Consider the following 18,384-nt stretch of genomic DNA (forward strand, 5'->3'; position numbering starts at 1 on the left):
CGAGAGGGTCACGTCGGATGGGGCCGCCTACACCGTCCCCGACACCTGGACCGCCGGAGAGAACCTCACCATCAGCGGCACCGGGTGGACCAATACCCCCGGCACCGCCGGGTCGGTCATCGCCCTCAAACTCGACGACGGCGGCGTCACCCGCACCACCGGCACTCTCGCCAACCCCGCCACCGGGGCCACCATCTCCAACACGACCATCTGGGCCGTCGTCCAGGCAGACGAAACCGGCGCCTGGGAACTCTCCGTCCCCTTCCCCACCACCGCCACCGCCAACACCACCTGGGCCGCCGGCGAGACCCACACCCTGCGTTTCCTCACCGGCTCCCTCCTCACCGGCGACAAGACCCGGTCCGCCGACGCGACGGTCACCATCACCACCGCATCGACACCCTCCGCGTCCCCCAGCCAAACAGCCACCCCACCCCAAACCACAACACCCACCCAGACCCCGGCGGGCGAGACCGGCAACGGATCCATGGCGGTGAGCCCGTCGAAGACTCCCGCGGGCAGCGTCGTCACGGTCGAGGGCACGGGCTTCGACGCCAGGCCCACGGGCACCGGGTTCCTCGCCTTCAAGCTGAACGACGGTCAGATCGCCTTCGACGCCGAGCAGCCCGATGGCGAGACCACCTCCGGGACCGTGTACGTGAGAGACACCGACCTGCTGCCCGACGCGGACGGACACTTCAGCATCCGCCTCCAGTTGCCGGCTGACCTCGCCGACGGTGCCTACTGGGTGCGCGTCCTGAGCGGCACCGACGGCGGCACGACCGTCAGCAAGTACGCCACCTTCGAGGTGGGCACGGTTGAGGGCGGCGACGCGACGGCCACGATCGCCAAGGTCTCCACCGCCACCACCGGCGCGGTGACGGTCTCCATCGAGGGCTCCGGCTACGTCGCGGGCAGCGCCGTGTCGCTCACGTACGGGGGCCAGGCCGTCCAGTGGAGCGGCAACGCCGCCACGGTGACGGTCGGCGACTCCGGCGCCTTCTCCGGGAGCGCCACCCTCGCCGCCGGCACCGCCCTCGCAGGTGAGCACACCATCACTGTCGTCGGCAGTGAGGACGGCTCGAAGGACCTCGCGTTCACGTCCACTCCCGCGGCCACTCTGAGCGGGACCAGCCAGAACAGCACCATCACGGCGACCGTGGTGAACCTGCCCGCCGGCGCGACCGTCACCGCACTCGGCGTCGGCGACGCCAACTGGCTGTCCGCGTCGGTGACCGCCGACGAGACCGGCAAGGCCGAACTGGGCAGCGTCGAGATCCCGGCCGATGCCACGCTTGCCGCCGAGATCGTCGTGCGCTACACCGCTGCTGCCGTCGATCGCGAGTACGCGACCGGGCAGAAGATCACCCCTGACAACACTGTGGTCAACTCCGAGGGCTTCACCGTCACCGAGGCGGCCGTCACGAACGGCCTCTACCAGTCCGCGCTCAACCCGAGCACCGGCAAGCTGTTCGTGACCACCGCCGTCGGACGTCCGCCGGTCACGCAGACGTCGCTGATCAAGCTGGACGGCACGACCCTCGCCGTCGAGACGGAGATCACCCCGGCCGTGGCCGACGAGAGCACCGGCGGACGTTACGCGGTGTACGGCATCGGTCTGGACAACGACCTCGGCCAGGTGTGGGTCACCAACACCCGGCAGAACACCGTCGCGGTGTACTCGCAGGACGATCTCAGCCTGATCAAGCAGTTCCCGGCGGGTTCCACTGCTCACTCCCGTGACGTGGTCGTGGACGAGACCACGCATCTCGCCTACGTGTCGTCCTCGAATCAGAACTACATCGACGTCTACGACGGCCAGACGCTCACCTACAAGGAGCGGATCACTCTTGGGGACGACGACCACCCGTTCACCACGGTGATGAGCCTGGACCTGGATCCGGAGACCGGGAAGCTGTACACCGTGAGCCTCAACTACCCGACGGCGGCCGTGATCGACACCCGTGCGGACGCCGCCGCGCGCAGCGCGAGGGTGACCTACTACTCGCTGGGCACGAACGTCGCCTCCGCCTCGGGCGTCGCGGTGGATCCGGAGCGCAACCGGTTGTTCGTCGCGTCGCAGGCCACCAACAACGTGGTGGTGCTCGACCTGGCGACCGGCGAGATCGTGGCCGACATCCCGACGGGAGCGGGCGCCCTGAATGTGACGTTCGACCCGGTGTACGACCTGGTGTACGTCAGCAACCGGACCGGCGGGACGATCACCGTCATCGACGCGACGACTCTGGAGAAGGTCGCCAACCTCGATGGCGGCGTCAATCCCAACCACGTGACGACGGGGTCGGACGGCACGGTCTATGCCGTGAACAAGGCGCCCCTGGATGCGTCCGGCAACCCGACGAATGCGGTGATGCGGATCGTTCCGCTGGAGGCGTCGACCGAACCCACGACGTCTGCAGATCCCACGACGTCTGCAGATCCCACGTCGGCCACGCCGGTGACGACGGCGCCGTCGGCGAGCGGGTCGGCGTCCTCGTCGGATCCCGGCGCGACCGACTCGAACTCGGCGGCCACGACCGCCGGCTCTTCGGCGGCGACCGACGGCGACCCCGCCGGCTGGGCGGGCCCGCTCGCAGACACCGGAACGGATGCGACGGCGGGCCTGATGGGCGCCATCGGGCTCGTGACAGCGCTGGTCGGCAGTGGGTTGGTCCTGCGCAGGCGCCTGCCGAAGCAGTAGCCGCTGCTGCGTGGACGGGGCTCCTGGACCGATGTCCGGGAGCCCTGTTCCATGCCCACGGCCGGCCCGATGAGGACGGCGCAGGACCTACTCGTCCGCTGCGTGCAGGCTCTCGTAGTCGGCCTGGGCGGCACGGATGTCGCCGAAGTGGCTGATGGACCAGGCCTCCAGGGCCTTGAGGGGCGCACGGAGGCTCTGCCCCGCGTCGGTGAGCGTGTACTCGACGCGGACCGGGACCTCGGGGTGCACCGTGCGCCTGACCAGCCCGTCGCGTTCCAACTCCCGCAGGGTATGGGTGAGCATCTTCTGCGAGATGCCCTCGACCCGCCGCCGCAGCTCGGAGAAGCGGACGGTCTCGTCGCCCAGCGCTCCGACGACGAGGACCGTCCAGCGATCGCCGATCCGGTCGAGGATGCGGCGGGTCGGGCACCCCTGGAGGTAGGGGTTGAGTGCGGGATGGTCCTCGTCCTGCGCGACGGATGTGGTTACCACAAGGTGCCTTCTTCCGAAGTGAGACTTGGTCACCTAACGTAACCATATCGGTCGGATCTTCCCGGCCTGTCCATCGACGAACTCAGGAGTTGTGAACGCATGAGCACCATCGCCGTCATCGGAGGCACCGGATACGCCGGCTCCGCCATCGTGAAGGAAGCAGCCGGGCGCGGCCACGAGGTGATCTCGGTGAGCCGGTCACTGCCCGCCGAGCCCGTCTCCGGGGTGCGTTACGAGCAGGGTCAGGCCATCGCTGCAACCTCGGTGCTCGACGGTGTCGACGTGGTCGTCGGAGCGCTCTCCCCGCGCGGGGACAACCAGGGAACCCTCGTGGACGTGTACACGCTGCTGGCCGCCGCGATCGCGGATGCCGGAACGCGGCTCGTCGTGATCGGCGGGTTCGGCTCGCTGCGTCCGGCTCCCGGCGCGCCCCGCTTCGCCGAAGGGGAGGGGCTGCCTCCGGAGTTCGCCGCCGAGGCGGGCGAGATGAACTCCGTCCGGGCGGCGCTGGAGACCACGCCAGAGACCCTCGACTGGGTGTTCGTCAGCCCCGGTGCCGTGTTCGGCGCCCAGGCCCCGGGCGAGGCGCGCGGGACCTATCGCACCGGCGGGGACGTCGCGCTGGTCGACGCCGACGGCAACTCCGCCATCAGCGGGCCGGACTTCGCCACAGCCGTCGTGGACGAGATCGAGACGCCCACGGTTCATCGGGCGCAGATCAGCTTCGCGTACTGATCGACGAGGCGGTGCGCCGCTCCGGAGGCATCGCGCCCGAGTCCGCGCATCTGATCGCCGGCCGAGGGCTCGGAGATCGACGCCCGCCCTGACACGACACCCTCTCGGGCCCGCGGCGAGTTAGGCTGACCTCACAACCGGGCGCGGCCAGGCCGCCGTCCGTCCTCGGCCCCGTCGCCGGGGATCCGCTCGCAGGAGGTTCGCCCATGGGCCGCGCCGACCGAGGCGCCAGGACTCCGCTCGACCCGGCCGTGAGCCAGGCCTCGCCCCGATGGGTGATGATCTGCTCGGCGACCGTCGCCTGGCTGGGTGCCGCCGCGACGGCGCTGCTCTTCGTCCGGCTCGGCGCGGGGATCGACACCGTCGCGGCCGGCCGTGCCATCTCCGTCGCGGACATCGTCCTCATGGCGTTCCTGGTCCTGCTCGCGGGACTCTCCGCGGCGGGCGTGGCCGTCTTCTCCGTGTGGTCCGGCGGCGAGGCGGAACGCCGCCTCCGCCGCGTGGTCGTGGCCGGCGTGTTCGCGCGCGGAGTCCAGGACGCCGAGCAGAGATCCGGGGCGAACCTCTCACTGGCCACCGAGGGCGTGGAACGCACCGCCCAGTACAGGGCAGGCTTCCTCGGCCCGGTGGTGGGGGCGGTCTCGACACCGCTCGTCGTGCTGGTCGTGATGGCACTCGGCGTGGACGCGGTCACCGCAGGCTGGCTGACCCTTCTGCTGCTGCTCGTGCCGCTCCTGATCGGCGGCTTCCAGCGCATCGTGAGCCCGGTCGGCACCGCCTACCGGCGGTCGCAGCAGCGCCTCACCGCTGCCTTCCTCGAATCCATCCAGGCGCTGGAGACGCTCGTGTACTCGCGTGCGGGCGGTCGCGCCGCGGAGCGGCTCGCCCACGAGGGAGAGGCGCACCGGGCGCAGACGATGCGGCTGCTGGCGGGGAACCAGCTCATCATCTTCGTCCTCGACGCCGCGTTCTCCCTCGCCATGATCGCCACCGGCACGGTCATCGCCGTGTCCCGCGTGGGAGCGGGCGCGCTGACCGCGGGGGAGGGGATCGCGATCGTCCTGATGACGCTCCTGCTCGTCGGCCCGGTCGACCAGGTGGGCAAGTTCTTCTACGTGGGCATCGGGGGTCGCGCCTCCCAGCGCGCCATCTCCGCGCATGCCGCGGCCGCCCGGGGCGCCATGGCGCCGGACGCGCACGTTGCCTCCCGCGACCGGCGGGAATCCCCCGGATCTCTCGTCCTGGACGACGTCACCGCCGCCTGGCCCGACGGACCCGACATCCTGCGCCGGCTCTCACTGCGCGTCGAGCCGGGGGAACGCGTTGCCCTCGTCGGCCCCAGCGGAGTCGGGAAGTCGACGGTGAGCGCGCTCATCCAGGCGCACCTGCTGCCGCGCTCCGGGCACGTCGTGGTCGACGGCCTCGACACCGCGGCGACCGACGCCGCCCGGATCCGGAGCCGGCTGGCCGTCGTCGAGCAGCGGACGTTCCTGTTCCTGGGGTCGATCGCGGACAATCTGCGTCTCGCCTCGCCCACGGCCACCGACGAGGAACTGTGGCAGGCCTTGGACGTCGCCGGCCTCCGCGCCGAGGTGGCCGACCTGCCCCAGGGACTCGCCTCCCCGGTCGGCGAGCAGGGCAGACTCCTCTCGGGCGGGCAGGCCCAACGCCTGGCCATCGCGCGCGCCGCCCTCCGCAATGCCCCGATCCTCGTGCTCGACGAGCCCACGTCGCAGGTCGATCTCGCCGCCGAGGCCGCGATCCTCGCCGCACTCGACAGACTCGCGGAGGGGCGGACGGTCCTGATGATCGCCCACCGGCCGAATGCGATCGGCGCCGCCGACCGGGTCATCGATCTGGGAGCCGTCGGAGCGGGGGCGTCGCGGTGAGCGGGACCACGACCGCGGGCCGTCCCGCCACCGAGCCGCAGGTGGTCGACCGGTGGCGCCTCACCCGGTGGCTCGTCGCACAGACGCGCGGGCTTCTCGCGCCGCTCACATTCTCGGTGCTCGCCCGGATCGCCGGGATGCTCCTCGGCGTGGCTCTTCTCGTGGTTGCCGCCACCGCCGTCGCCAGGATCGCGGTCGGGGACCCGGTCGCCCTTCTCGGGCTGGTCGGCCAACTCGTCGGCCTGAGCCTCGCCAAGGCCCTGCTGCGCTACCTGGAGCACTATGCCGGACACTGGGTCGCGTTCAGCGCGCTCGCCCGGCTGCGAGAGGTCTTCTTCGCACGCCTCGTCCCGCAGGCACCGGCCGCGACCCAGGGACGCGCCGGGGCCGAGCTCACCGATCGTGCGACCAGGGACATCGACCGGATCGAGTCCTTCTTCGCCCACACCTTCCCGCCCGGCGTCGCGGCCATCGTCGTCCCCATCGTCTCCCTGGCCTGGCTGGCCGTCGCGGTGGACGCGACGCTCGCGCTCGTCATCGCGCCGTTCGTGGTCGGCGTGGCCCTTCTCGTCCCTCTGCTGTCGAGCCGCCGGACGTGGCGGCTGACACGCGAGGTCGCCGGCCGCCGGGGCGACCTCGCCACCCACGTCGGCGACGACGTCCAGGGGGTCCGCGAGGTCCTCGCCTTCGACCTCGGCGAGCGGCGGCTGGCCGGGCTCGACGCGGCGGACCGCGTCCTCAGCGCCGCGCGGACCCGTTCGGCAGCCCTGCAGGCGGTGCGTTCCGGGGGGATCGCGACACTGAACGGGGCGGTTCTGGTGGCCGTTCTCGTCACGGGCGGCGCCATCGGGAGCTCCGTCGTGGACGTGGCGGCGGCGCTGGCCGTGGCCGTCTCCTTGTGGGGTCCGTCCCGTGGGGTCGACGACTTCGTCGCCAGCCTGGACGCCGCCTACGCCGCGGCCGCGCGCGTCCGAGAGGTGGCCGACGCGGCGCCGCTCGTGCGCGAGCCGGCACACCCGCGGACGATCGAGGCGGCTGCCGGCGCACGCGTCGACGTGACCGACGTGACCTTCCGCTACCCCGGACGCACCGAGCCCGCCGTCGCGGACCTCAGCCTGGAGTTCGCCGCCGGGTCGTGGACGTGTCTCGTCGGGGTCTCGGGCAGCGGGAAGTCCACACTCGCGTCCCTCCTCGCACGCGGCTGGGACCCGGTCGCCGGCGAGATCCGGCTGGCGGGCGTGAACGTCGCCGATCTGACCCTCGACGACCTCCGCGCGTGCGTGACGCTCGTCCCGCAGCGTCCGACCGTGCTGCGCGGAACCATCGCCGACAACCTTCGTCTCGGGGTGCCGGACGCATCCACCGAACGGCTCCGGGCCGCCGTGGCGACAGCGGCGCTCGACACCTGGATCGACGGTCTGCCCGACGGGCTCGACACACCCATCCGGGAGCGCGGGCTCAACGTCTCCGGCGGTGAGCTGCAGCGCCTCGCGCTCGCCCGGGCGCTCGTCGGGACGCCTCGCGTCCTCGTGCTCGACGAGGGGCTGAGCCAGCTCGACGCCGCCACCGCCGCCGCGGTGCGGGAGCGCCTCGGCGGCCTTCAGCGGACGACCGGGATGACCGTGGTGGAGATCACGCATCGAGCCGATCTCATCCCCGACACGGTCCGGGCGGTCGTGCTGGACGCGGGGCGCGTGCACGAGCAGGGTCCGGCAGGGTCGCTGCGAGGTGCCGGGGGAGCGTTCGACCGCGTCGCGGCCCGGGCATGAGCGCCAGGCCGCGGGACGTGGCGGCGCTGCGGACAAGTCCGGGGTCATCCCCGATGGGCTCGACCGTCCGCGTTGTCTAGACTGGAGTGACTCACGTCAGGAGGAAGCCTTGGAAAGTCGTAACCCGGTCCTGTCCCGACCCGATGTGTGGTCGCCGAACGGGGGGCAGACGACCTATCCGACCTACGCCCAACCTGCCGGGCAGATGCCGGGCCAGGGTTCTGCGCCGCAGTACGACCAGTACGGTCAGCCCGTTCACTACGCTCAGCAGCCCGTGACGCAGCAGGCACCCGGCGTCATGACCCTGGACGACGTCGTGCTGAAGACCGGCATCCTGTTCGCCATCCTGGCCGCCTCGGCGGCGGCGACGTGGCTGCTGGTCCCCGACGCCTTGCTGTACCCGGCCCTCATCGTCTCCTCGATCGCGGGCTTCGTGACGGTTCTGTTCGTGTCGCTGCGCCGCAAGGTCCAGCCCGCGTTCGTGTTCCTGTACGCGCTGGTCGAAGGCGTGTTCATCGGGGCCATCAGCAAGATCTTCGAGAGCCTCTACACGGGGATCGTCGGCCAGGCGATCCTGGCGACGTTCGTCGCGGCCGGCGTCACGCTGGCGGCCTACAAGTTCCTGAAGATCCGCGTCACCCCGATGTTCCAGCGGGTCGTCATGATCGCGACGATCTCGTTCGCCGTCCTGCTGCTGGTGAACTTCGTGTTCGCGATGTTCGGAGCCGGCCTCGGCATCCGCACCATCGGATCCGGTGCGGGTCTGCTGGCCATCGCCGTGTCGGCCATCGCGGTCGTCCTGGCGGTGCTCAACCTCATCCTCGACTTCGACCACATCCAGCGCGGCATCGAGATGCGGGCCCCGGCCGAGCAGTCCTGGGTCGCGGCCTTCGGGCTCATGGTGACCATGGTCTGGCTCTACGTCGAGCTCCTGCGGATCCTGTCCTACTTCAGAGACTGACCCTCGCGCGAAGGGCGGCCCTGCGGGGCCGCCCTTCGTCATGCCCGGTGCGTGCGGGAGCGGCCGTGTACTGCTCGGGAGCGACCGGACTGCCGGAGACGGCCGGCCGCGTCCTGGTGTCTCAGCCGGCGTGACGCTCGGTGTTGTCGGTCAGGTCGGGCAGGTGCCGGTCGAGCAGCATGCGGAATCCGCTCGTCCACGCCGCCCGGCGCCATTCCGCCAGCGGCACCCAGCGCGCCGACGCCGTGGTCCCGCCGATGTCCTGCACGACCGGGACGGTCGGGTCGGGGCACTGGGCGGAATAGATGACCCGCACGGCATGGAAGTCCTCCAGCACCCCTCCGGGGGACAGCCCGATCCAGTGGTCGGTCTGCACATCGAGGAGCTGGTCGAGCTCGATGGCCTGGCTCGCCTCCTCGCGCACCTCGCGCACGACCGCCTGCGACGGACTCTCGCCGGCATCGATCCCGCCACCGGGAAGGCCGAACATGCCGGGCACGGCGGTCTTCTCGGAGAACTCCGTCGCGAGGACACCGCGAGTCGAGAGCACGATGGCGTAGGCGGCGGGGCGCTGCCGCTGGACGATCTCGTCGGCGACGGAGATCTCCAGGCCCGGGTCCATCATCCGCACGCGCTGCGGACTGATGGTCCGGGCGGAGTGGTGCCGCGCGACCTGCACGGTGATGCGGATCTCATCGTGCACGAGCCCGGCGGAGAGGAAACGGACGGCCCGGTACCCCCGGGCCCACAGCAACTGCCGCGGATCGGCGCCGTGATGCAGATGGACGACGAAGAGCGCGGGCCTTCCGGCCGCCGGCACCGCAACGATCTGCATCGATCCATAGTTGCACACGTCCACGGCGCTTCAAGGCGCCGGCCCGCGAGGAAGACCATTCCGCATCGGTTGGCCGCTCGCTACGCTCGACGCACCGATCCGGGAGGTGCCGATGCAGTACAACGAGAATGCGCAGCTCGATCCGTCGCAGATGGGCGGCGGGGGCGGAGGCAGGTCCGGGGGGAAGATCGCCCTCGGGGGAGGAGCAGGCCTCCTGGTGGTGATCCTCGCGCTCGTCTTCGGGCTGAACCCTTCGGCGTTGCTGGGCGACGGCACGACGACCGGCGAGACGTCCACCGGCGCGTACGCGCACTGCACCCGGGGAAGTGACATCTCGGCCGACCGGGACTGCCGCTTCGTGGCGTACACCAACTCCATCCAGGCGTACTGGGCGTCCGCGGTGGAGGGCTACACGATGTCGACGACGAAGACCTTCACCGGTCGGATCGACACCGCGTGCGGCACCGCCACCTCCGCGGTCGGCCCCTTCTACTGCCCGGCCGACAGCACCGTCTACCTCGACACCGGCTTTTTCGACGATCTCGTCACCCAGCTCGGCGCGCAGGGCGGCGATGCCGCCGAGGCGTACGTCATCGCGCACGAGTACGGGCATCATGTGTCGAACCTGATCGGCACGCTCGACGAGGTGCAGCGAGCCGGAAACCAGACCGGCGCCACGTCCCCCCAGGTGCGGCTCGAACTGCAGGCAGACTGCTTCGCCGGTGTGTGGCTCAAGAACGCCCAGACCCAGGAGAACGGCCCGATCAGCGGTGTCACGACCGATGACCTCAAGCGTGCCGTGGACGCGGCCCAGGCGGTCGGTGACGACCGCATCCAGGAGCAGACCACCGGTCGGGTCGACCGCGAGTCGTGGACGCACGGGTCGACCGAGCAGCGCTCGCGCTGGCTCCTGGCGGGCTACTCGTCCGGCAACCCGAACTCGTGCGACACGTTCTCGGCCAAGACTCTCTGAGGCCTCCCGGTCACGGTGCCGCCCGGGAGGTCAGCCGACCTTCTCGCCGTCCAGCGTCGTGGTGAAGCTCGTCCCGCCGACCGTGAAGTACATCTTCGGTGTGCCGGTTCCCTCGCGATCCTCGACAGCGACGCTCCAGACCGTCTCGCTGGTGAACGTGCCCTCCTGCCGCAGGCCCTCCAGCACCTGCCAGATGCGGTCGGCGGACACGACGGAGGCGTGGAACTCGGGCCGGTCGGGTGCGTTGCTGCGCCCCGACGTGGACGCGGGGAACTTCGCCGGACGGAGCCGGCGCAAGGTCGTGTTGTTCATGCCGACGTAGTCGATGTAGGCACCCAGTGCCGAGTCCACGCCGACGCGGAACACCTGCTGCTTCTGCCCGATGGCGTCGGTGAGTCCCTCCTCGATCCCCGACTTGGTGTGGAAATCGAGCGTGGACACCAGCGTCCCGTCGGAACGGAAGAACACCGGTCGCGACTCGGGGTTCGTCGACACGGTCATGAGGACGTCCCCGCCGGAGTAGTCGACGACCTGCAGACTCTGCTGGGCATCCGATCCGGACACCGAGGACGCGGTGCGGAACAGGGCGCCGACATCGCTGAGGTTGAAGTCGTTGATGTCGAAGATGGCCTGGTCGACGTACTGGATGTCGGTGGCGACCTGCTTGATCGCGCCGTCGCGGTACCCCCACGCCTGGGCCTCCGCCCCGACGACGACCGTCACGGTCGCCTCGGTGCGGCTCACCTGAACCATGATGGTCCTGCTGTTGCCCGCAGCGTCGATGAGCTTGCGGATGATCTCGAGCCCCGCTTCGGGCTGGGTGAAGTCCGGTGCCGTGGTCGCCGACGCGGTCACGCTCGGGCTGGCCGGCGAACTGGTGGCGACCGTCGGCGGTGAGGACGGCGTCGTGCAGCCGCCCGCGAACAGCACGAGGCCGATGAGCGCCGTCGCCAGCATCCGGATCGTCCTTCGAGCCACCCTTCGAGACTACAGGCCGGGTGTCTGGGCAGGCTGTGGATGGGCGATGCTGGAGGGGTGCGTCCTCTCACCGATCCGGCGGTTCTCGTCGCTCCGACCCTTCTCGGCGCCGTGGTGCGCGTGGGCGATGTCGCCGTTCGTCTGACCGAGGTGGAGGCGTACGCGGGGGAGAGCGATCCCGCGTCCCACGCGTACCGAGGTCGCACGCGGCGCAACGCGGCGATGTTCGCGGAGGCGGGGGCCATCTACTGCTATCTGTCCCACGGGATCCACACGGCGGTGAACATCGTGTGCCGGGAGGAGGGCGTCGCCGAGGCGGTGCTGTTGCGGGCGGGCGAGGTCGTCGCGGGCACCGAACTCGCGAGGCAGCGGCGAGGAGCCGGGGTGCCGGATCATCGGCTCGCCCGCGGCCCGGGCTGTCTGGGGCAGGCGCTGGGCCTTCGGGTCCTCGACTCGGGCCGACGGCTCGGAGACGCGGGGCTGTCCCTCGCACCCGCTGCGGTGCCCGCGTCGTGGACGCGCGGCGCCCGTGTCGGCGTGTCGCGCGCTGCGGACGTCTTGTGGCGGTTCTGGATTCCCGGCGACGCCACGGTCTCGGCGTACCGCCGCAACCGGCACGCACCCGCGCCGCCCGCGTGAGGCCCGAACCGGACCGAAAGACCTGCGGCAGATGGGACGGCAGGCCGATTCGCACTCCCCGGACAACCGGCAGCGGGGTAACATTTCGCTACGGTTGCCCTACGGGGCTACAACGCAAAGAAGCGAGGTTGAGCGATGTCGCAATTGCACACAGAGGAGACGACGGACACCTCGAACGCCGTGGTCGTGTCGCGCCTGGTTCAGAGTTCCGTCAAGGAGGTCTGGCGACGGCTCGTCAGCGACGAAGGCGCGAACGCGATACTCGGGGAGGGAGGCGTCCTGGGCGACAAGGGACACTCCTGGCGCGCGGCTGACGGCACGTACGGTGTCGTCCGCAGCTATCACCCGCTCGAGCAGATCCGCTTCAGCTGGCACGCCCACGACGGCGCGCCGGGCTCGATGGTCGACCTGCGTATGACTGCCGAGGGCGAGGCCGGCACCACGGTGGAGGTCCGCCACGACCGGCTCGGGCCGGACACGGATCCGAGCGAGATCCAGCGCCGCTGGGAAGAGGCACTGGACCGATTCTGAGGCGAGAGCGGCGGGCCACGGCCCGCCGCTCATCGCTTCCGGCGGCGGATCTCCGGCGTTCGGAATACCTCGTCGTGCGAGGGCGTTAGCACTCATGTAACGAGAGTGCTAATCACTCGTCGAGGAGGGAGTTGGAGACAATGGCTCGTAGCTTTGATCCGCTGCGTGAGATGGAGTCCTGGTTCTCGCAGGTGAATCGCCTGCCGGCGACGGTGGCCATGCCCATGGACCTGTACCGGGACAACGACAAGTTCGTGGCGAGGATCGACCTGCCGGGTGTGGATCCGGCCAGCATCGACGTCGACATCGACGGCCGCACGCTGACGGTCCGCGCCCAGCGCGCGGCGGACGTCCTGTCCGACCAGGCCAGGTGGTTGACGCGGGAGCGGCCCGCCGGGACGTTCGCCCGGCAGTTGACGCTCGGGTACGACGTCGCCCTGGACGGTATCGAGGCCGACTACAGCGACGGTGTCCTGACGCTGCACATCCCCGTGGCCGAAGAGGCGAGGCCTCGCAAGGTCGCCGTGCAGCATGTCGGCGGCGTCAAGCCGATCGAGGCGACCACGGAGTGACCTCGGACTGACACATCCCCGTGGGGGCCCGTGCGTCGCGCACGGGCCCCCACGGTCATGGACACGTTCTGGGTTTCTCCACGGTGGCGTGTCGACAGATACGCGGCTGTCCGCCGCCGCAGCGTCCTTCCAGAACCCCTCTCGGGCAAGCCAGATCGAACATCACCCATCGGTGCGACGGTCCCTGTCGCCAGGGCGGACCGGGGGTGGTTCTCACTTCCCTCGAAGGCCAGAGGTCAGGTCCTGCGCATATAGGCACGCGTGGTCAAGGGGGCGAAGATCGCGACGATAATTGCCGCTCCGAGCAGCGTCCACCAGGCATCGGTCCCCCAGACGCCGTCGTTCGTCAGCGCGCGCAGGGCGGTGATGAGATGCGAGAGCGGGTTCCATTCGGCGATGGGGCGCAACCAGGCGGGGAGTGTGCTGGTGGGGACGAAGGCGTTGGAGAAGAAGGTCATGGGCATCATGATGAGCGTGGCGATCCCCTGGACGGTCCCGGTCGTGCGGGCGGTTACGCCGAGAAGTGCCCAGATCCAGCTCACCGCCCACGTCACCACGATGACGAGCAGCGCTCCGGCGAGAATGCCCCATCCGCCGCCGGGGCGCCAGCCGATAAGGAGTCCGACGAGCATGGTCAGGCTCGTGATGACCGCGTAGCGAATCGTGTCGGTCACCAAGGGCCCGGCCAACGGTGCGACGCGGGCGATCGGCAGGGACCGGAAGCGATCGAACACGCCGGTGTCCATGTCCTCTCTCAGTTGTGTTCCTGTCAGGATCGAGGCCTGGACGACCGATTGCACGATGATCGCAGGGATGAGCGAGGGGAGATAGTCGGCGACGCTTCCGGCGATGGCGCCGCCAAAGAGGAAGGCGAACATGAAGGTGAAGATGAACGGCATCATCAAGACGTCGACCCACTGCTCGGGCGTTCTGCGCAGGCGCAGCAAGGCCCGATAGGCCATCGTCACGGTTTGAGAGATGGTGTCGTACAGGCCGATGTGCTTCTTCAGCACCGGGGGGACCAGGGCCGGCTGTTCCTGAGCGAGCGCGGTCACGCGGCCACCTTCCCCGTGATCTCGGTTTGGGGATCCGCGGTGCCGTGACCCGTGATGGTCATGAACACCTCATCAAGGGTCGGTCGTTCCACGCTGACTTCTGCGAGGCGAATGCCCTGCGTCCGTAGCGCGATGAGCAGATCGGTAATGCGTTCAGGGTCCGCCATCGGGGCGGTGATGTGCCCGCGTTCGGGTGTGGCCGAGGCGCGGGTGCCGAGGACGTGCTCGGTGGTCGCCAGCGCCGCGTCGGTGACGGCGGCATCTGCCAGGGCGAGCTGGAGTGTTGCCGTGCCGACGAGCGCCTTGAGGTCGTTCGCCGTTCCCTCGGCGACGACGCGTCCACGGTCGATGACGGCGATGCGGTCCGCAAGATGGTCGGCCTCGTCGAGGTACTGGGTTGTAAGGAGCACGGTCGACCCATTCGCGACGAGGTCGCGGATGACGTCCCACATCTGTCCGCGTGTGCGGGGATCGAGGCCGGTCGTCGGCTCGTCGAGGAAGATCAGCGGGGGCTGTGCGATCAGGCTGGAGGCGAGGTCGAGGCGCCGCCGCATGCCGCCAGAGTATTTGGCGACCGGCCGAGTCGCGGCCTCGGCGAGTCCGAAGGCGTCGAGCAGATCGAGCCCCCGACGCTTCGCGCCTTGTCGTCCGAGGCCGAGCAGTCGCCCGAAGACGACCATGTTCTCGATTCCGGAGATCTTCTCGTCGACCGAGGCGTCCTGCCCGGTCACGCCGATGAGCTGCCTGACGACATCCGGCTCGTCGATGACGTCATGGCCGAAGATGCTGGCGCGACCGCCGTCGGGTCGGAGCAAGGTGGTGAGCATGGAGATGGTGGTGGTCTTTCCGGCCCCGTTCGGGCCGAGGACCCCGTAGACCGTGCCTCGATCGACACGCAGGTCGACTCCGTCGACCGCGCGAGTCGTGCCGAAGGTCTTGACGAGGCCTTCCGCGACGATCGCGATGTCGGTCGCATCGATGGAAGTCACTGGTTGTCCCTTCATAGGTTGTGGAGTGCCGTCTGGGCGGCGGAGAGGAGTTCCGTCCGGTCGAGGCCGCCGCGGATCAGCGCGCGGGGAACGGTTCCAAGCTCGGCGGAGAGGATGCCGACGAGCAGCGTGAGATCGCTGGGGGGCTGAGTGCGTTCTCGTCGGCCGGGAGTGAGACGGCTGCCGCGATCCCAGGCTTCTTTGGCGGACGCCGAGAGACGTGGGTGGCCGGTGAATGCACGTGGCGCGGCCGCCAGCCGGGTCGGATCCGGGATGCTCAGGCCGATCCTGGCGAGAGTGTGGTCGCGCTCCCGGTCGAGGGCGGTCGAGAAGGCCTCGTGGGTCAGGCCTTGCGGCGAGAGGATCCGGGCGGCTGTGCGGTCTTGGTCGGAGAGCAAGGCGAGGAGCAGATGTTCCGCCGCGACGGTCGCAGACGAACGAGTGGCCGCCTCGGCCTGTGCGACGTCAAGCAGGGCGCGGAAGCCCGCCTGGTCAGCCATTGTTCCTCCTGCGCAGATCGAGGCCCAGTGAGGCCACTCGGCGCACGTGCTTCTTGTGCACCGCCTGCCGGGTGACGTCGAGGGCTTCGGCGATCTGTGCCCATCCCCAACCGGAGCGCAGCGCCCGTTCGACCGCGGAATCCTCCAATTGGTCGGCGAGCGCTCGGAGGGCACCGACGGCTGCGAGATCGTCGGCGATGGGGTCGTCCGCGGAAGCGGATCCGATACTCATGGGTGCAACTCTAGTTGCTTAACCAGCGTTAGGCAACTTGAGTTGCTCTGCCTCGGCGGAGTCAACACATGTTCGGAGAGAGGTCAGGGGTGAACGGGCGCCGGGACGACCGGCTTCGTGGCGCGGATCGTCGCTGACCGGGCCGCATCGTGCACCGCGTGCGACACGGTCACGGAGACACCTTCGAAACCCGCTCGCCTGAGGGCGGCACGGTACTGATCGGCCGTGAGGGCGCCGGCGATACACCCTGTCCACTGTGCGACGTCCGCACGGGTCTCTTCGTCGAGGTCCCCGGTGAGGACGACGTCCGAGATCGCCAGCCGGCCCCCGGGGACCAGTACCCGGAAGGTCTCGGCGATCGCACGCTCCTTGTCGGCGGCGAGATTGACCACGCAGTTGCTGATGACGACGTCCACGGAGCGGTCGGGCAGCGGCAGATCCTCCAGGACTCCCTGTATGAACTCGGCATTGGTGACGCCGGCGCGTGTCGCCTGCGACCGGGCGAGGTCGAGCATCTCCGGCGTCATGTCCACGCCGACCGCACGGCCCGTCGGCCCGACGCGCTGAGCGGCGATGAGGACGTCCGCTCCGGCCCCGCAGCCCAGATCGAGCACGGTCTCACCCGGCTGCGGGTCGGCGGCCGACGTGGGCACGCCGCAGCCCAGCGAAAGCCCGAGAGCCTCGGCGGGAGCGCCCTGGGCGTCGTCGGCGGTGTAGAGGGTCGCGCCGAACACCCCGTCGGGCGTGAGCGCGGCCGGGGTGCAGCACGACGCGGACGCCTCGCGGGCGATGGCCGCGTATCGCTCGCGGACGGATTCCCGGATGTCGGCGTCGGGCGCCGATTCGGTGGACGCGGGCGGAGTGCAGCAGGAGGTCGTCGCGTCGGCCGCGGGGCCGCAGCAGTCGGCGCCGGCGGCGTCGTCGGCGCAACAGTCACCGGTGAGGATGGCGACGGCGTCGGGCATCTCGCCGGCGCAGGCCGGGTTCACCCGATAGGTGGATTGGGTGCCGGATCGTGTGACCGTGAGGAAGCGCGTGGCCACCAGGGCCGCCAGGTGGTGGCTGATGGTGGACTGGGACACCGGGAACGTGGCGGTGAGGTCCTTCACGGACGCCCCGCCGGGGTGCTGGGCGATCCATGCGAGGAGTTGGACGCGGGTCGCATCCGACAAGGTGCGGAACCACTCCGCGTACTCTTCGGCGCGATCGCGGGCGAGCATGCGGGGTGCGGGGAGGACCGGTAGGCCGAGGACGTCGCTCATATCGGGAATCTATCATCGACGATCATCGATGCAAACTGTGCCCGCTCGCCGGAATGATGGCCGCCGCGCGCGCGTTAGGGTGGCATGGTGCGATGGACACGGAGTGTGACGGCCGAGAACGCCCTGCCGGGGCGATCGCGGCCGATCCTGACAGGTGTGGTGTACCACGAGGTGTTCGGCACCCCGCTGGAGCCTGTGCCGAGCGGTCCCGAGGTCGCCTACGTCGCTCTCGGTTGTTTCTGGGGGGCCGAGAAGCTGTTCTGGGGCGTCCCCGGCGTGATCTCGACGGCAGTCGGCTATCAAGGCGGGTTCACGCCGAATCCGACCTATGAAGAGGTGTGCTCCGGGATGACCGGGCATGCCGAGACGGTTCGCGTCGTCTTCGATCCGGCGACGGTGTCGTACCGCGACCTGCTGAAGGTGTTCTTCGAGAACCACGATCCCACGCAGGGCGACAGGCAGGGCAACGACATCGGCACGCAGTACAGGTCGGCGATCTTCCCGGTGTCCGAGGAGCAGCGTGCGGCGGCCGGTGAGGTTCGCGACGCCTTCCAGGCCGAGCTGTCCGGCCACGGGTACGGCGCGATCACCACGACCATCGCACCGGGTGCGCTGCCCCCGTTCTATCTCGCCGAGCGCTATCACCAGCAGTACCTCGACAAGAACCCGAACGGGTATTGCCCGGTCCACGCCACCGGCGTGACCTGCAACGCCGGCTGAGGCGGATGCCGTCGTCCGCGTCGGTCAGCCGGCGTCGCGATTGACCAGGCGGCTGAGGACGATGGCCGAGCGGGTGTGATCCACGCTCGGCGCGCTGCGGACCCGCTCCAGGGCCTCTTCCAAGGACTCGATGTCGCGCGAGCGGATGTGGACGAGCGCATCCGCGTCACCGGTCACGGTCGCTGCGTACACGACGGCCGGCTCCGCGGACAGGATGCGGCGCAGGTCGGCGGGGGCGACGGTGCCGCGACAGAAGAGCTCGATGTACGCCTCGGTGCCCAGACCCTCCAGCCGGGGATCGACCTGCACAGTGAAGGCACGGATCACGCCGGCCGCGGTGAGCCGGTCCACGCGCCTCTTCACGGCGGAGGCCGAGAGCCCGACCCGGGAGCCGAGTTCGCCGAAGGGAGCGCGCGCGTTCTGCCGCAGGAGATCGATGATGGCGCGGTCGATGGCATCCATGCGTCGCAGTGTACGCACTAATCATGCGTGTAAAGAGCAATTGTCGCAGATATCCTGCGCGAAATACCAAGAATGCGCACGTAATCGGT

19 protein-coding genes are annotated in these 18,384 nt (G+C 69.9%); 10 read left to right on the forward strand and 9 right to left on the reverse strand.

What is annotated here, in order from left to right:
- On the forward strand, positions 1-2,701 hold a 2,701-nt coding region (locus G555_RS22540; RefSeq protein ID WP_425413819.1), incomplete at its 5' end, for a YncE family protein.
- 87 nt (positions 2,702-2,788) lie between these two features.
- Here the strand turns inward: G555_RS22540 and G555_RS0103580 are convergent.
- Positions 2,789-3,193, reverse strand: coding sequence for a winged helix-turn-helix transcriptional regulator (locus G555_RS0103580; RefSeq protein WP_028707800.1), 405 nt, complete (start codon positions 3,191-3,193; stop codon positions 2,789-2,791).
- A gap of 99 nt (positions 3,194-3,292) precedes the next feature.
- Here G555_RS0103580 and G555_RS0103585 point away from each other — a divergent pair, with 99 nt between their 5' ends.
- From G555_RS0103585 to G555_RS17800, 4 genes are all read left to right on the forward strand, one after another.
- Positions 3,293-3,928 (forward strand): NAD(P)-dependent oxidoreductase, encoded by a 636-nt coding sequence (locus G555_RS0103585; protein ID WP_028707801.1) that lies wholly within the window; start codon positions 3,293-3,295, stop codon positions 3,926-3,928.
- 206 nt (positions 3,929-4,134) lie between these two features.
- A complete protein-coding gene (locus G555_RS17795; RefSeq protein WP_051208384.1) occupies positions 4,135-5,817 on the forward strand; it encodes an ATP-binding cassette domain-containing protein in 1,683 nt (560 codons plus the stop codon).
- Positions 5,814-7,586 (forward strand): ABC transporter ATP-binding protein, encoded by a 1,773-nt coding sequence (locus tag G555_RS0103595; RefSeq protein WP_051208387.1) that lies wholly within the window; start codon positions 5,814-5,816, stop codon positions 7,584-7,586. The genes G555_RS17795 and G555_RS0103595 overlap by 4 nt, the downstream gene beginning before the upstream one ends.
- A gap of 130 nt (positions 7,587-7,716) precedes the next feature.
- Positions 7,717-8,547: a Bax inhibitor-1/YccA family protein gene (locus tag G555_RS17800; protein ID WP_425413821.1), complete on the forward strand. Its 831-nt coding sequence runs from the start codon at positions 7,717-7,719 to the stop codon at positions 8,545-8,547.
- A gap of 121 nt (positions 8,548-8,668) precedes the next feature.
- On the opposite strand, the gene G555_RS21705 is transcribed toward G555_RS17800, so the two are convergent.
- Positions 8,669-9,382 (reverse strand): NUDIX hydrolase, encoded by a 714-nt coding sequence (locus G555_RS21705; protein ID WP_084634673.1) that lies wholly within the window; start codon positions 9,380-9,382, stop codon positions 8,669-8,671.
- Between the two features lie 112 nt (positions 9,383-9,494).
- On the opposite strand from G555_RS21705, the gene ypfJ reads away from it, so the two are divergent.
- Positions 9,495-10,355: a KPN_02809 family neutral zinc metallopeptidase gene (gene ypfJ, locus G555_RS0103610; protein ID WP_028707805.1), complete on the forward strand. Its 861-nt coding sequence runs from the start codon at positions 9,495-9,497 to the stop codon at positions 10,353-10,355.
- Between the two features lie 30 nt (positions 10,356-10,385).
- Here the strand turns inward: ypfJ and G555_RS0103615 are convergent, their stop codons facing one another.
- Positions 10,386-11,333 carry a hypothetical protein gene (locus G555_RS0103615; protein ID WP_156887419.1) on the reverse strand — a complete coding sequence of 316 codons (948 nt, stop codon included), beginning with the start codon at positions 11,331-11,333 and terminating at the stop codon, positions 10,386-10,388.
- Positions 11,334-11,390: 57 nt separating this feature from the next.
- On the opposite strand from G555_RS0103615, the gene G555_RS0103620 reads away from it, so the two are divergent.
- The 3 genes from G555_RS0103620 (at position 11,391) to G555_RS17810 (ending at position 13,075) form a co-directional block, all read left to right on the forward strand.
- Positions 11,391-11,972 (forward strand): DNA-3-methyladenine glycosylase, encoded by a 582-nt coding sequence (locus tag G555_RS0103620; RefSeq protein ID WP_028707807.1) that lies wholly within the window; start codon positions 11,391-11,393, stop codon positions 11,970-11,972.
- Positions 11,973-12,107: 135 nt separating this feature from the next.
- Entirely contained in the window at positions 12,108-12,503 is a 396-nt protein-coding gene (locus tag G555_RS0103625; RefSeq protein WP_028707808.1) for an SRPBCC domain-containing protein, read from the forward strand.
- Between the two features lie 140 nt (positions 12,504-12,643).
- On the forward strand, positions 12,644-13,075 hold the full coding sequence (locus G555_RS17810; protein ID WP_036921117.1) for an Hsp20/alpha crystallin family protein: 432 nt from the start codon (positions 12,644-12,646) through the stop codon (positions 13,073-13,075).
- Between the two features lie 236 nt (positions 13,076-13,311).
- On the opposite strand, the gene G555_RS0103635 is transcribed toward G555_RS17810, so the two are convergent.
- The 5 genes from G555_RS0103635 to arsM form a co-directional block, all read right to left on the reverse strand.
- A complete protein-coding gene (locus tag G555_RS0103635; protein WP_245581185.1) occupies positions 13,312-14,130 on the reverse strand; it encodes an ABC transporter permease in 819 nt (272 codons plus the stop codon).
- Complete coding sequence (locus G555_RS0103640; protein ID WP_342662664.1) at positions 14,127-15,119, reverse strand: ATP-binding cassette domain-containing protein; 993 nt, start codon at positions 15,117-15,119, stop codon at positions 14,127-14,129. Before G555_RS0103640 ends, G555_RS0103635 begins: the two co-directional genes overlap by 4 nt.
- An 11-nt stretch (positions 15,120-15,130) precedes the next feature.
- Entirely contained in the window at positions 15,131-15,619 is a 489-nt protein-coding gene (locus G555_RS17815) for a Clp protease N-terminal domain-containing protein (RefSeq protein WP_051208389.1), read from the reverse strand.
- Complete coding sequence (locus G555_RS0103650; RefSeq protein ID WP_028707811.1) at positions 15,612-15,851, reverse strand: hypothetical protein; 240 nt, start codon at positions 15,849-15,851, stop codon at positions 15,612-15,614. Before G555_RS0103650 ends, G555_RS17815 begins: the two co-directional genes overlap by 8 nt.
- A gap of 83 nt (positions 15,852-15,934) precedes the next feature.
- Positions 15,935-17,113 carry an arsenite methyltransferase gene (arsM, locus tag G555_RS21710; protein ID WP_084634675.1) on the reverse strand — a complete coding sequence of 393 codons (1,179 nt, stop codon included), beginning with the start codon at positions 17,111-17,113 and terminating at the stop codon, positions 15,935-15,937.
- Between the two features lie 87 nt (positions 17,114-17,200).
- On the opposite strand from arsM, the gene msrA reads away from it, so the two are divergent.
- Positions 17,201-17,833, forward strand: a complete 633-nt coding sequence (gene msrA / locus G555_RS0103660) for a peptide-methionine (S)-S-oxide reductase MsrA (protein WP_425413820.1) — start codon at positions 17,201-17,203, stop codon at positions 17,831-17,833.
- A 24-nt stretch (positions 17,834-17,857) separates the two neighbouring features.
- Here msrA and G555_RS0103665 read toward each other — a convergent pair whose 3' ends face one another.
- The gene (locus G555_RS0103665) at positions 17,858-18,295 is read right to left on the reverse strand and encodes an Lrp/AsnC family transcriptional regulator (protein WP_028707814.1); all 438 of its coding nucleotides are present in this window, start codon (positions 18,293-18,295) and stop codon (positions 17,858-17,860) included.
- Positions 18,296-18,384: the final 89 nt, after the last annotated feature.

The sequence above is a fragment of the Propionicicella superfundia DSM 22317 genome (assembly GCF_000423465.1).
GTDB lineage: Bacteria > Actinomycetota > Actinomycetes > Propionibacteriales > Propionibacteriaceae > Propionicicella > Propionicicella superfundia.

What these genes read in the sequence shown, in the direction of transcription:
- G555_RS0103585 (WP_028707801.1), top strand. Translation starts at nt 3,293, where the DNA reads ATGAGCACCATCGCCGTCATCGGAGGCACCGGATACGCCGGCTCCGCC.
- G555_RS17795 (WP_051208384.1), top strand. Translation starts at nt 4,135, where the DNA reads ATGGGCCGCGCCGACCGAGGCGCCAGGACTCCGCTCGACCCGGCCGTG.
- G555_RS21705 (WP_084634673.1), bottom strand. Translation starts at nt 9,382, where the DNA reads ATGCAGATCGTTGCGGTGCCGGCGGCCGGAAGGCCCGCGCTCTTCGTC.
- ypfJ (WP_028707805.1), top strand. Translation starts at nt 9,495, where the DNA reads ATGCAGTACAACGAGAATGCGCAGCTCGATCCGTCGCAGATGGGCGGC.
- G555_RS0103625 (WP_028707808.1), top strand. Translation starts at nt 12,108, where the DNA reads ATGTCGCAATTGCACACAGAGGAGACGACGGACACCTCGAACGCCGTG.
- G555_RS17810 (WP_036921117.1), top strand. Translation starts at nt 12,644, where the DNA reads ATGGCTCGTAGCTTTGATCCGCTGCGTGAGATGGAGTCCTGGTTCTCG.
- G555_RS17815 (WP_051208389.1), bottom strand. Translation starts at nt 15,619, where the DNA reads ATGGCTGACCAGGCGGGCTTCCGCGCCCTGCTTGACGTCGCACAGGCC.
- G555_RS0103650 (WP_028707811.1), bottom strand. Translation starts at nt 15,851, where the DNA reads ATGAGTATCGGATCCGCTTCCGCGGACGACCCCATCGCCGACGATCTC.
- arsM (WP_084634675.1), bottom strand. Translation starts at nt 17,113, where the DNA reads ATGAGCGACGTCCTCGGCCTACCGGTCCTCCCCGCACCCCGCATGCTC.
- G555_RS0103665 (WP_028707814.1), bottom strand. Translation starts at nt 18,295, where the DNA reads ATGGATGCCATCGACCGCGCCATCATCGATCTCCTGCGGCAGAACGCG.